Source organism: Rossellomorea sp. NPDC077527 (assembly GCF_044542955.1).
Lineage (GTDB): Bacteria > Bacillota > Bacilli > Bacillales > Bacillaceae_B > Rossellomorea > Rossellomorea aquimaris_E.
Genome location: NZ_JBITVL010000004.1, coordinates 298,459 through 311,874, shown reverse-complemented (window position 1 = coordinate 311,874; position 13,416 = coordinate 298,459). Strand labels below are relative to the sequence as shown.

Genomic DNA, 13,416 nt, shown 5'->3' with positions numbered 1-13,416 from the left:
TCTCATGCGCTTTTTCAATTTTATCCTAACCCGATTCCTGATTCAGGAATTCATGTAATCCCCGGATTGTGTGAACCTCTTTTTGATAACAAAGCCTCAACAGTCTCTCAAAGATCTCGGCTGTCATGATGGCATCATTTAAAGCGTGATGACGTGTGCGATTTTCTATGTTGAATTTCTTTACAAGTGCATCCAAATAGCAGTCATCTCTATCAAGCAAACTATTAGCCAATGCAAATGAATCGATAAACTCAGGATCGAAAGAGGGGAGCTCCCACTTATATATCCTTTTTTGCAGGAAATTAATATCAAAGCTTGCAGGGTGAGCGACCAGGATCGTCCCTTTGCTGAACTCTAAAAAACGCTCCAGCCCGATTGGCAGCGTTACACCATTAGCAAAATCTTTGCGCCTTAGCCCAGTAAAACGTTTTGTCTCTCTGGATACCGTTTGAAGGGGATCAATCACCTGATAAAAGGTATCATCTCGTTGCACTTTCCCTTCTTTGATTTTTACAGCACCTATAGAAATGATTTCATCTCCTACCTCTGGGAAAAATCCGGTCGTCTCCAAGTCAAAGATGGTGAAGGTACAATGGAATAGGTGCTTTTTTTGAAGGGTTGGTTTTTCTTCTTCAAATTGTTTAAGAGCACGAGATAATTTATGGTAGGATAGTTTCTCTTTTTCACGCTTGACTTGATATCGAAAGAAAAACTGCTGCCATAAATAATATTTTAGTATCCGGTAGCCTACATTTATGCCAATATCATCCATTAAACCACCCGGTTCCTGTTAAAACTGATTTCCATTACCTGTTGTAGTCGATTGGCTATCTGAATGGATTCTTTTAATTTTTGACGGTCCTCTCTAGAAAGTGTACGAACATCTATATGATTGCTTAAGGGTTTACCTTCACTAAGTTCCATGAGATTTTGTTTTGTCCTTAAGGATAGAAGGATATGCATAGCTGTTTTCACATTTTCCGCATCTCTTGGATGGAATGCCTGCAATTTTTTTAATGCTTGTACCCTTTTTATCGTATTTACTTCTTTTATTCCATACTTGACGGAATGGATGCGAATCATATTAACGATTTGTAAGAGTCCCGATTTCTTGATATTAAATAGATGATTTTTTGGTTTTAGATTTACGCGACCCAGTGGACCGACGGGAAGTTTGAAACGTAGGGCATCTTTTCGCAAGAGTTGTTGCATATTAAGCGATCGTTTAGACTTGTCAGCTAGGTAATTCCGGATTTCTTCAGCGATGGAATAATCCCCATATATTGGACGGAAATCATAAAACATCGTGATATTCTGAATTTCTTGAGCATCCATTTCGTGAAGCCACTCATCGATCGCTTTTTTCCAATCCGTGTAGGATCGCTTCCATTTTTGCTCTTTCGCCATGATGCCTCCTGTACATTCCTGGAAGCCGCATGCAGCAAGTTTTTGGTTCAGTTTCTCGGTGAATGCTTGAAAATAGTGATCGACTTTCTTAAGGTCAGATAAGTGATTATAATCATCAAGGATAATCCCATTATCCTGATCTGTATGGAACCCCTGCTCACTCCGCCCCTGGCTGCCCATCACAATGAAACAATAATTGATTGGAGCAGAACCGAATCCTTCTTGTCTCATTTCCCTTTCACTTAATTGGATGATTTTGCGGTGAAGCCGATCGTTATAATTCGAGATCACTTCGCAAATATCAAATCCGAAGCTGTCTTGTGCCAGAAGGTCCTGTATGAATTGTTGAAAAGTTTCGCTCTTTACTGTAGCAAGCTCAACCAATTCATCATTCGTCACTGCCTTTTGAATCTTATAGGAAAGATCCAGGTAATTCGAATCCTGAATATTGAGGAAAGACGTACTCGTAAGAACTCCGACGACGATATCATTGCGGATGATCGGGACGAAATCCACCTCTTCATGTTTGAAGTAGGAAAGGGCTTCATATGCGAAGGATTCATCCCGGATCCAGAAGGGTTTTTCCTTCATCCAATCCTTTGCCTTATCAGACATACCAGGGTTGGTTATATAGGAAAGGATTTCGCGTTGAGTAAGGATACCGAGCATTTTTTTATCCGGATTCACCACTACTAACCCGTATGTATCATGTTCTTTCATCTTTTTGGCCGCATCGACAATTGTAGCATCACCGTCAATGAAAGTAGGGCTATCCATAAGTGTATGAACCTTTGTACGAAATAGATTGATGTTCTCATCGTCGGTTTCTGAGGCGGACTTTACCTTTATTTCATCATATAGGGTTTTCATTCGGTTGCCGATGCTTTCAAAAATGATTTTAGAAAAGTCGTTGTTTTTGGTCATGATCTCCAACAAGCGATCCTTTTGAATGCGGAAAACCGTGCAATCTTCTATTGCCTGCACTGAAAAAGTCATTTGTCCGCTTGTGAGCATGATCATGATTCCAATCAAGTCGCCAGGGTAATAGAAACGGAGTGAATACTGCTTTCCACTCGATCGATGGAGAACATTTTTCGCAAGACCGGAGACGAGAAAGTAAATATCCAGTTCTTCTATCGTTTCATCTTCATGAAAGAGAAATTCACCTTTTTTGAAGGTCGTGTATCTAGAACCGGAAATAATATAATCCAGCTGTTCCGGAGATAGAACATCAAAAGGATAATGATCACGTATAATTTGAAATAATTCCTGCTGATTCATCGAAAACCTCCCGTTCATGCTAGTTCCATAGTACTTTATCATAGATTTCCCCATTTTGAAAACTGTAAAACAACAAGAAAGCCACCTTGCTTAAGGTGGCTCGTGTAGGCGGGTGAGTCGCCATTACATTTTATTATTCTTTACGATGAAATCAGCCGCACTGATCAAGTCAGGAAATAAATAATCGGCGTCATACGTTGAAGAAGTAGGGGCATGAAGGAAAATGGTATTGCAACCAGCTTTCCGCCCGGCTTCTATGTCTACTTCACGATCCCCAACCATATAGGATTCACTCATGTCAATATTATATTTCTCTGCCAAATCAAGAAGCATTCCGGGTTCAGGTTTTCTGCATGTACATCCTGCATCAGGTTTATGGGTACAACAGGAAACTTCCTGAATGATTCCACCTGCTTTTTCAATTTCTTTCACCATATGATCATGTATTGAATGAAGTTCATCGTGGGATAGGTAGCCTAAACCAACACCACCTTGATTTGTTACGACAAATAGAAGGTAGCCAGATTGGGACAATAGCTTGGCAGCTTCCGGAACTCCTTCGAGAAAATGAAACTGATCAGGCCGGTTCACGAATCTAACTCTTTTGGTTTTGACCTCATTGATCACACCATCACGGTCAAGAAAAACTGCTTTTTTCAACATAAATCCCCCTTATTCGTTGTTATTCAACAAGTTGTACAGTTACATGTCGTTTCTTGCGGTTTCCGAGGAAATAATGACAGAGTATTCTGTCATTTATAGGGAGATGGTTATCAAATCATTCATTTCTTCATGTTTAATTCTTGTGGGAAAAGTATAAGGAGGTCCGGAGCTTGTACCGGACCCTACCGTTATAGTTTGCGGATAAAAGCAACTTTTAAATAGTCACTTTGCTTGTATTGACTCAGCGTTTTAAAATCTTCGGGAAGAGTGTATTCTTCTAGGATTTTATATTTTCCATTGGATTCTTTGAAAGCAGTCTCAATGAATCCTTTGAATTTTTTCATATTAAATGTACTGCAGTTAGTGGATGCTACGATCGTTCCGTTCTTCTCGGTGATGGCAATGGCTTCTTTCAATAGGTCCTTATAATCCTTGGCAGCACTGAAAGTATGTTTCTTTGATCGTGCAAAGCTTGGAGGGTCTAATATGACCAAGTCAAATGAAAGTTCTTTTTTTACAGCATATTTGAAGTATTTAAAGACATCTTCAACAATAATATTCTGAGCCTCGTAATCGATTCCGTTGATGCTGAACTGTTCAATGGTTTTACTTAAACTGCGATTTGCCAGGTCCACGCTGGTCGTTTCAATGGCACCTCCAAGTGCAGCGAAAACAGAAAAGGCCCCGGTGTAGGAAAATGTATTTAAAACCCTTTTGTCTTTAGAATACTCGTCACGTATTCTTTTTCGCACTTCACGTTGATCAAGGAATACACCGACCATCGCACCATCATTTAAATAGATCGCGAATTGAACACCATTTTCTTTGACGAGCAGAGGGAATGAAGGACGTGTTCCTTCTACGAAATCATCTTCTTCGACGTATTTTCCTTCTTGGGCGAACCGTTTTTTCTCATAAATGCCTTTGAAATCGGTCAATTCCCGTAACGATGTCATCACTTCTTCATGAAAAGAATAGGCGCCTCTTGAATACCACTGAATGAGATAATATCCATCGAAGTAATCGATGGTCAGGCCTCCGAAACCGTCACCTTCTCCATTGAATACTCTGAATGCGGTCGTATCTTCACTGTAGAAGAAGTGAAGTCGTTGATTGATGGCAGCTTGAATTTTTTTATGTATGAACGCCTGATCGATGTCTTCTTGTTCTTTCCAGCTCAGTAGCCAGCCGATTCCTTTATTTTGAATTCCAAAGTACCCTTTAGCGATAAAGCGGTTATGGGTGTCAACCAGTTTGAGGATATCACCATCTTGTATATTCTGTATCGATGTTGTGACGTTTTCTTTATTTAGAAGCGGAAACCCTTTTTGGAATTGTGATATGTATTTGGGGCTTGCTTTCACGACTATTTCTTTTGTCATTCAACTCATCCTAACCTATTGGTATAGTCTTGTGTAGTATAGAACGTAAAGAAAGTTTACGCAACTGAATAAAAAAAATCCCTCTCGAGAATCAACCGGAAGAGGGAATTAGGTTTCAATCATTTACTCCAAAGGTAGTTTCCTACAAGACGGTCGACTTTTATAGTCTCATGTAAGCCGCTATGGGAAATCGATGGATCGTATACTATTTTGGACTGAAAAGGATTTTTGTCAAAAATGGATTGACTTCCAATGGCACTTTGGACGTTAACCACGTCATCCCCTGAACCGGCGATGGATAATACTTTCACCTCAGTAGGGATTGAGTGACGATTGATATACATTTTCTTCAATGCGTGTGAGTCAGGCTTCAAGTCGATAACGGCTGCACCGGTATTGATTTGATCATATGATTCCTTTGTAACGCCCTGAAAAGGAGTAGCTATTGAAATGAATTTATTGGTTTTAGGTACAAATGAGTTCATACCACTATTTTCTAAATATTGAGTTGATGCAAGACCGCCCATGGAGTGTGCAACGATATTAACATTCGTGACATTAAATTGATGATGCAATAATTTCATGGCGTTTTCAAGCCATATCGCTTGTTTATCCATTGATGCACGATTATCTTCAAATATGACTTGCACAAGGGGAGGCGAAGTAGGATTTTTAGGGATGGTCCCTTTGTAACTGACACTCCCGGAGTCAGACACTGAGATGACCAACGTCTTTTGTCCCCAACCGTGTTGGTTTTCAAAACGATCCAGCATTGATTTAAACGAATTATATGTACCTTTATACCCGTGCACAAAAACAGTGGGGTATTTTTCCTCGGCAGTTAATGGTTTTTCACTGGACTGGACATTTGTCGTACGGAATACTGTATATAATGTGAAGAAAGCGACGATGATGATGCCGCTCCAGAAAATGGACCGTCTACTTTTTTCTGACAAGAATATCGCTCCTTTAAAAAGGTATACCTCTATTGTAATGGATTCGTGAAGTATTGAATATGTTAAAAAAGAAATTTATTTGTCATATTCTATGTAACTTTTTCCATAAATGGTACGTTATTTCTCAATAAGAAAAAGGCTTAAATAGAAATTTAAGCCTTCAACGTTATTCTGCCATATACAACAAATTTTACACCCAGTCACCTGCTCTAAATATCGCTTCAATTGTCCCGTCTGATTTCTCACCGTCAATATCCAACTCTCCAGATCCAATCATGAAATCTACATGAATCATGCTTTCATTGAAGCCTAAATCCTGTAACTGTTCAGATGTCATAGACTTTCCATCCTCTACACACACAGTCAACGCTCTCCCCAGTGCTATGTGACATGAAGCATTTTCATCAAAAAGGGTATTATTAAAGATGATATTCGTATTGGAAATAGGGGAATCGTGCGGTACCAATGCGGCTTCTCCCAAATAGGATGCCCCTTCATCCGTTTCGAGAAGGTTCTTTAGTGTTTCGTAGCCTTCTTCTGCACTGAAATCGATCACTTTCCCTTCCTTGAAGGTTAATGAAAAATTCTTGATCAACGTGCCGCTGTAGTTAAGGGGCTTTGTACTGGAAACTTTGCCGTTCACACCATATTTAACAGGGATCGAAAATACTTCTTCTGTTGGAAGATTCGGCACAAAAGGAATGCCTTTATCGTTTGTAAACTGTGCACTGATCCATTTTGTCTTAGGGTGAAATTCTATTGTTAGATCTGTACCCGGTCCTTTATAGTGCAGTTTTTTGTAGTTTCCTTCGTTTAATTGTTTCGCTTTTATATTAAGGTTTGAAATATGAGATTCCCATAGTTCTACGGTTTTCTCCTGATCGGTTCTCGTTGTATAAAAGATATTTTCCCATAGCTTAGAAAATGCTTCTTCCTGAGGAAGCTCAGGGAAAACGGTTTTGGCCCATTCATTCGTAGGAATGGCTGCGATCAACCAGCTAATCTTTCCTCCACCGATATAAGCTGAGAAGTCTTTCATCGCTTTAGCAGAGGTTTTGTTCAACATGGCTACCCGTGTAGGGTCTGTGTCCCTCAGTAGGGAGGGATTTGGTGCTGCTAAGTTTAACAACGCTACATTGTTTTCTGCCATTTCAATATATCCCTTTGCCTTCCACGTCGGAAACGCTTTCAATCCGTCTTCGGTTGATCTTTCCAAGCGGATTTTTTTTAGCTCATCATCATAAAAATCAGTTAATACGTTTAATGCCCCCGCCTCGTATGCTTTTTCTGTAACCAGGCGAACAAATTGGTATGAGGTGATTGGTGCTGAAATCATTAGCTCCTGTCCTTTTTGAAGATTCAACCCGACCTCTACGATTAATTCTGCATATCTTTCTAAATTTTTCTCAAATGTTTGATTCATTCATGCTCCCCCTTAAATAGATACTCATCCTTAACTATATCTCTTTTGTCAGAAAATTTCATTGAATATTACTCGTAATTAATCAAAACCTACATTTAAAAAGGATGGTGTGGTATGGATATCAATCTTCTGTGGAAAGCAATCGTTATTGCTATCGGGGGGACATTATTGTTGAGGATTGCGGGAAGAAAGTCGATTTCACAAATGAATATTGCTCAAGTGGTCATTATGATCGGTATCGGATCACTTCTTGTCCAGCCAATCGCAGGGGAAAGTGTCTGGTCTACCTTAATAGTCGGGCTGATGCTCGTCCTCTCTCTGATAGTGATGGAATATGCCCAAGTGAAGATAGACGGGTTAGAGAAATTAATAACCGGAAGATCCAAACTCTTGATTAAGAATGGTGAACTACAGACAGATACGTTAAAGAAACTCAGATTTACTGTAGACCAGCTTGAGATGAAGTTGAGACAAAATCAAGTGCATTCCATTTCTGATATTGAAGAAGCGACTCTTGAGCTCAGTGGTCAATTGGGGTTTGTCCTTAAGCAGAATAAGCAGCCTGCAACGAAAGAAGAAATACTTCTGTTGAGACAAGAAATGCACGCACTTTTCTTGAGGCCGGTCCAGGGTGCATTCGAGGGGGCTAATAAGGACCTTCAATCTCCAGCTGAAGCATCTAACGATTTGTTCCATGAAGTGAGCTCAGGTTCACATTCCATTGAGCCTCCTGAAGAATTGAAATGAAATCCGAACCAGCCATTTTATGCATAAAAAATTAAAGGACCGTCCAATTTAAAGGACCGTCCTAGAAACATCATAATTTACTTGAGAATGGAGGGAATTCTTCCTCATTTGAGTTGACTACTACAACACCTGCCAGGGCCATTGCCGTAAGGCTGGTAATGATCAATAATTTTTTTAGGCTTTTCATCTTTTTTCACCTCCTTATAAAGTCAGCATTTCTTCATAAATGACATTGGCTTCATTTAGATGGAATGCAGCAAGTTTATATCTTCTAACACCTTGGTAATAATGGCCAAGGGATTTAGAATATTCGGCATATAATAGAGGAGAGCTGTTTTGTTTGAAGTGGGGGAGAGCGTATTCTCTCATAAAGCTCTCAAATCCATCAGGGAAATCGTTCATAGCAAATTGATAATAAGATAATTGATAGAATTTTTCTGGATATTTTTCTTTTGAACATAGCTGCAACCCTTTTGGTAACCAATAACGAACTTCTGAAAATTGATTCAGTTTATAGTGTTCTTTTACAAGGGAGAGAACAGAATAAAGCTTACCTTCATCATCTTCTCCTTTTAGTTCTATACTTTTTAAATAATGCTGGATGGCTTCGCTGCTTTTATTCATAAAGGATTTCAAGTAACCGAGATTTTGTTCGACCTTCGATTGTAAAGAAGTATACTGTATGGACTGAGAAATGAAATTGGCCCATTCATAATGCTTCACGGCTTCCTCGCTATTTCTAATTCTCCTGTAGCAGATTCCCAATAGTAAATGGACCTCTGCACATCTTTTCTGATAATATACTCCCTGGAAGATTGAAAGAGACTTTTCTCCATAGTAAATGGATAATCGATACATGCTCAAACGTGTCAGTACTAAACTAAATAGATAGTATAAATCGGCCCTTTCTTCTTCATTCACAACATTTCCAAGCACATAGTACGTTTCAGCTTCTTTTAGCTCTCCATTGGCTTTTACGAAATCCTCGTTAAGGTAGTAATAGTTTCCTTTATATTTATGATAGTAAAATTTCAAGGTGTCGGTTAGTTCTCTATAGTTCGATTGAATATGCATCATGTGCTTCAGAGCCTCTGAAAGATTGCCCTGAATTAACTTCACCCTGAAGCATAGAATCCTATGAAATAAATGGGTCATTAACTCATCTGTCTGATCGAGTTCCCTTTGTATGAGTTGGTAAATGGCCCCCGCTTCGTCGGATTTGTTCCAAAGTAATGCATGATTCCATGATTCCAGTAGTTTATTCAGATGCTCTGGATGATCAAGGATATGGTTTACGCCCAATCGTTCACAAAGCAACTGAATGATATCTTCAGAAGGTGTCACTTGGTTGTTTTCAAGTTTTGAAAGGTAGGATACCGAAATGATCCCTTTTGATAATTCTTCTTGGGTTAAATGGCGTTTAAGTCTATGAAACCGTATTTTTGAACCGATCGTCATGTGATTCTTCTCCTTTGACAGGGCAATGGACTCTGACCAATGGAACAGATTAATAAAATAGTATCATAAATAAAGCTAGAAAGTTTAGAATATTCCTATAATTATAATTTTTTATAGGTACTTGGTTGTATGATTCTTTCAGGAGGACATCATTCTTATCGAAACATTCGCGAAAGTCCTTTGTTATAATAAGTTCATTGAATGATTAGAGGAGGAATCTCACTGTGATTGATTTAAGAAGCGACACAGTAACAAAACCGATAGAAGCTATGAGAAAGGCTGCGTATGAGGCTGAAGTCGGTGATGATGTGTATGGTGAAGACCCGACCGTCCAAAAGCTTGAAGAAGAAGCAGCCGGTATTCTTGGTAAGGAAGAGGCGTTATTCGTCACAAGCGGTACGCAGGGAAACCAAATTGCCGTACTGACCCATACGCGACCGGGAAATGAAATTCTCTTAGAAACCAATTCGCATATTTTCTATTATGAATCAGGTGCCGTTGCAGCTCTGGCAGGTGTTCAAACCCGAACCATCACAGGAGAAAATGGAGAAATGGCCCCTGTAGAGGTAGAAGCTGCTATTCGTACAGAGGATCAGCACTTTCCTGAAACAGGATTGATTTGCTTGGAAAATACCCATAACCGTGCGGGAGGTGCAATCGTATCTCCGCAAAATATGCATAGCATCCATACGATTGCCAAGAAACATTCTATTCCAGTGCACGTGGATGGAGCGAGGCTTTTTAATGCGGTTGCTGCAAGTGGTTTAAGTGTCAAAGAATTCACCGTTCATTGTGACACCGTGCAAATATGCCTATCCAAAGGGTTGGGTGCACCGGTAGGTTCGATCATTGCCGGTGACCATAGCTTTATTAAAAGGGCGAGAAAGTGGAGAAAGCGTTTAGGCGGGGGATTGAGGCAAGCAGGTGTGATTGCAGCTCCTGGTTTGGTTGCTTTGACTCAAATGAGAGATCGGTTATCGGAAGATCATGATAAGGCGGAAATCCTTAAGGAAGCCCTTCAATCATGCAAGGGTATTGAGGTGATCAATGGAGTAGATACAAATATCGTCGTGGCCGACGTATCCGGTACCGGAATGACATCTGACCAATTTGTAGATTCGTTAAAAGAGAAAGGGATATTGGCCGTTAGCTTTGGACCTTCTCTGGTTCGATTCACCACTCATTATGATGTGAGCATGAATGACATGAAAAAGGTGTCTAATATACTTGGGGGGAGTTTCAGCAGTAAGTGATAACGGTATAAAAATACGGAAGGGCAGGACGTGCCCTTCCATTTCACTCACTCTTTGCGATCCAATTGTTTTCCATGATGAGGATGGGGGTGCCATCTCATCATATAGCCATTTTCTTTTAGCTTTTGATGTTTGTCTTCCATCATCTTAAGAATTCTATCTCCTTGCTCTTTCGAAAAGACACCATACTCGACATACTTCTTCACAAGTTCTTGTTTTGTTGAGAACATTTGATCATGTAATTTACCAAGCTCAGCTTTTTGTTCTTCTGAAAGATTCACCTTTTGCTGGGGTGCCTGTCCTTCACCTTCTGCAGAAGCCAAAGATCCGAAACCTAGGCTGAGTAGGAAGACAGCAAGTATTGATACCACTATTTTTTTCAATATTTATTCCCTCCTTTCCAAAGATTCCTTCATATTCTTTGCGAAGTATTAGCAGAATATGTAAGAGTGGACGAATCGAAGAGGGAATTGTTAGTATAAACAAGAAAGAGGGGGGCGTAAAAGGTGTTAAATAAATTTTTGTCAAGTATTGGCATTGGCCATGTGAAAGTAGATACCATTGTTCACACTACAGAGATATCCCCGGGCGACCACATTAAAGGTGACGTAGTCCTGAAGGGTGGAATGGCTGATCAACCAATTAATGAGGTACAGTTACTGCTTCTTCATAAGTATGAGGAAGATAAAAAAGATAGTGATTTTTGCTATCATGAAAAAGATTTGGGTACGATTGCCTTAGACAAGATCGGGACGATCAGGGCTGGGGAAGAAAAGCGGATCCCATTTGAGTTCCCTACGAAATCGAATCATCCTAAAACAACTGATACAGATCAAACTATTCTTAGGACGACAGTGGATATACCTCAAGCAGTGGATCCTACAGATGAAGATAGCATTTATGTCCGATAATTCAAAAAAATGAAGGGCCGATTCCTAGAGGATCTGGCTCTTTTCTTATTTAAGATGGCAGGAATAAAAAGTACAATGTTCTCATTGAAAACCATAAAAACCCTATGTAAAATGAAGGAAGCGCATACATTCTAAAAATTCAGAATTTTAACTGTGTGCATACATTTGAAAAGGGAGGAATTTGATGGGTGGAATATGGTTAGCAGTCATTGGTGGTATCGTGTTTCTGATAGGATACAAATATTATTCTACACTTATAGCCGAGAGGGTGTACAGGCTCGATCCGAATTATGAGACCCCCGCACACCAGTATAAGGACGGGGTCGACTTTGTACCAACAAATAGATTTGTCCTATGGGGGCACCATTTTACATCGGTTGCCGGTGCGGCACCGATCGTAGGTCCTGCAATCGCGGTATATTGGGGATGGCTTCCTGCTTTTCTTTGGGTAATCTTCGGGACTGTATTTGCAGCTGGTATCCATGATTTTGGCACGCTGGTTCTTTCAGTACGAAATAAGGGACAATCCGTCGGCACTTTAGCGAATAAGCTTATTGGAAAACGGGCAAAAGTACTTTTTCTATGTATCATATTAATTCTTGTATTAATGGTTAATGCAGTATTTGCATGGGTTATAGCTAATTTATTCATTACCTTCCCAGCCAGTGTATTATCTGTCTTTATCCAGATTCCTCTGGCGGTATGGATTGGATATTCCGTATACAAACGCAATGGTAGCATGCTATTGCCTTCAATAGTAGCTCTTGGTGTGATGTATGCTTCGGCTGTCATTGCAAGCAGGGTGGATGTTTTACAAATCGATTTGGTACGTTATTTCGGTGGACAGGATGCAACGTCATTATTTGGTTTAAGTTCAACCAGTATGGCTTTCTTCGTCTGGATTGTCATCTTAATGATTTATGTTTACATAGCTTCCATCCTTCCAGTGTGGAAACTGTTGCAGCCACGAGATTATATCAACTCACATCAATTAATTGTCGGTCTTGGTTTACTCTATCTCGGTCTGTTATTTACTAACCCGGAAATCACTGCACCGATGACAAACGGTTCTGCAGACGTATCTTGGTTTCCATTATTGTTTATAACCATTGCCTGTGGTGCCATATCCGGTTTCCATGGACTGGTTTCATCTGGGACATCTTCAAAGCAGTTGAATAAGGAAACGGATGCACGATTTGTTGGGTACCTGGGGGCGGTAGGAGAAGGAGCGCTCGCATTAATTGCCATCATCGCCTGTATTACCTTTTTCCCAAACGTGGCAGAATTCAAAGCAACCTACAGTGGATTTGCCGCAGCAAGCGGAGCAGGATTAGGTGTATTCATTAAAGGAGCGGGGCAACTTGCAACAGGTGTAGGAATCCCTGCTGATATTGCGGCTACGATCGTTTCTGTCATCATCGTAAGCTTTGCTGCAACGACTTTGGATTCCTCTGTGAGGCTCATGAGATATATCATTGCCGAATTGGGAGAGGAATACAAGGTGCAACCACTGACCAATGCCCATGTTGCCACTACGGTTGCGGTTGTATCTAGTGCCGCATTAACGCTTCTGCCGCAGGGTCCTAAAGGATTCGGTTCAGGTGGATATCTTCTCTGGCCTTTGTTTGGGACATCAAATCAGCTGCTTGCGGGCATCAGTTTGCTGCTGATCACCATATGGCTGAAGCGTCAGGGTAGAAATTACTTAGCGACATTGATACCTATGCTGTTCCTTATGTTTATGACACTTTGGGCGATGATTCATCAAGTTGTTTTTGAATGGTCGGGAGCCGGTGAGTCGAGTGGTAATATGCTCCTGTTTATCTTTGGAAGCATCATCCTGATTTTTACTTTGTGGATACTCGTCACCGCGGCATCGTCCCTCTCGAAAAAGGGAGACGATCCTACCCAGTTTACAGTATGACCTTGAAAGGG

12 protein-coding genes are annotated in these 13,416 nt (G+C 40.4%); 4 read left to right on the top strand and 8 right to left on the bottom strand.

Annotated elements, in window-relative coordinates; genetic code table 11:
* Positions 1-25 precede the first annotated feature (25 nt).
* The 6 genes from ACIGG7_RS16005 to ACIGG7_RS15980 form a co-directional block, all read right to left on the bottom strand.
* Positions 26-772, bottom strand: coding sequence for a 3'-5' exonuclease (locus tag ACIGG7_RS16005; protein WP_224940642.1), 747 nt, complete (start codon positions 770-772; stop codon positions 26-28).
* A complete protein-coding gene (locus ACIGG7_RS16000; RefSeq protein ID WP_397550248.1) occupies positions 772-2,688 on the bottom strand; it encodes a DUF294 nucleotidyltransferase-like domain-containing protein in 1,917 nt (638 codons plus the stop codon). Before ACIGG7_RS16000 ends, ACIGG7_RS16005 begins: the two co-directional genes overlap by 1 nt.
* Before the next feature lie 123 nt (positions 2,689-2,811).
* A complete protein-coding gene (locus ACIGG7_RS15995; protein WP_224941318.1) occupies positions 2,812-3,348 on the bottom strand; it encodes a D-glycero-alpha-D-manno-heptose-1,7-bisphosphate 7-phosphatase in 537 nt (178 codons plus the stop codon).
* A gap of 191 nt (positions 3,349-3,539) precedes the next feature.
* Positions 3,540-4,733, bottom strand: coding sequence for a class I SAM-dependent rRNA methyltransferase (locus ACIGG7_RS15990; RefSeq protein WP_397550247.1), 1,194 nt, complete (start codon positions 4,731-4,733; stop codon positions 3,540-3,542).
* A 119-nt stretch (positions 4,734-4,852) separates the two neighbouring features.
* Complete coding sequence (locus ACIGG7_RS15985) at positions 4,853-5,689, bottom strand: alpha/beta hydrolase (protein ID WP_397550246.1); 837 nt, start codon at positions 5,687-5,689, stop codon at positions 4,853-4,855.
* Positions 5,690-5,879: 190 nt separating this feature from the next.
* The gene (locus tag ACIGG7_RS15980; protein ID WP_397550245.1) at positions 5,880-7,112 is read right to left on the bottom strand and encodes an aminopeptidase; all 1,233 of its coding nucleotides are present in this window, start codon (positions 7,110-7,112) and stop codon (positions 5,880-5,882) included.
* Positions 7,113-7,226: 114 nt separating this feature from the next.
* Between ACIGG7_RS15980 and ACIGG7_RS15975 the strand changes: the two genes are divergently transcribed.
* Positions 7,227-7,859: a DUF421 domain-containing protein gene (locus tag ACIGG7_RS15975; RefSeq protein WP_397550244.1), complete on the top strand. Its 633-nt coding sequence runs from the start codon at positions 7,227-7,229 to the stop codon at positions 7,857-7,859.
* A 201-nt stretch (positions 7,860-8,060) separates the two neighbouring features.
* Here ACIGG7_RS15975 and ACIGG7_RS15970 read toward each other — a convergent pair whose 3' ends face one another.
* Positions 8,061-9,317, bottom strand: coding sequence for a helix-turn-helix domain-containing protein (locus ACIGG7_RS15970; RefSeq protein WP_397550243.1), 1,257 nt, complete (start codon positions 9,315-9,317; stop codon positions 8,061-8,063).
* A 224-nt stretch (positions 9,318-9,541) separates the two neighbouring features.
* Between ACIGG7_RS15970 and ltaE the strand changes: the two genes are divergently transcribed.
* Positions 9,542-10,570 carry a low-specificity L-threonine aldolase gene (gene ltaE, locus ACIGG7_RS15965; protein WP_224940649.1) on the top strand — a complete coding sequence of 343 codons (1,029 nt, stop codon included), beginning with the start codon at positions 9,542-9,544 and terminating at the stop codon, positions 10,568-10,570.
* Positions 10,571-10,617: 47 nt separating this feature from the next.
* On the opposite strand, the gene ACIGG7_RS15960 is transcribed toward ltaE, so the two are convergent.
* Positions 10,618-10,953 (bottom strand): DUF2680 domain-containing protein, encoded by a 336-nt coding sequence (locus ACIGG7_RS15960; protein WP_224940650.1) that lies wholly within the window; start codon positions 10,951-10,953, stop codon positions 10,618-10,620.
* A 123-nt stretch (positions 10,954-11,076) separates the two neighbouring features.
* Here ACIGG7_RS15960 and ACIGG7_RS15955 point away from each other — a divergent pair, with 123 nt between their 5' ends.
* Both ACIGG7_RS15955 and ACIGG7_RS15950 read left to right on the top strand, forming a co-directional pair.
* Positions 11,077-11,481 (top strand): sporulation protein, encoded by a 405-nt coding sequence (locus ACIGG7_RS15955; RefSeq protein ID WP_224940651.1) that lies wholly within the window; start codon positions 11,077-11,079, stop codon positions 11,479-11,481.
* Positions 11,482-11,665: 184 nt separating this feature from the next.
* Positions 11,666-13,405, top strand: coding sequence for a carbon starvation CstA family protein (locus ACIGG7_RS15950; protein ID WP_397550242.1), 1,740 nt, complete (start codon positions 11,666-11,668; stop codon positions 13,403-13,405).
* Positions 13,406-13,416: the final 11 nt, after the last annotated feature.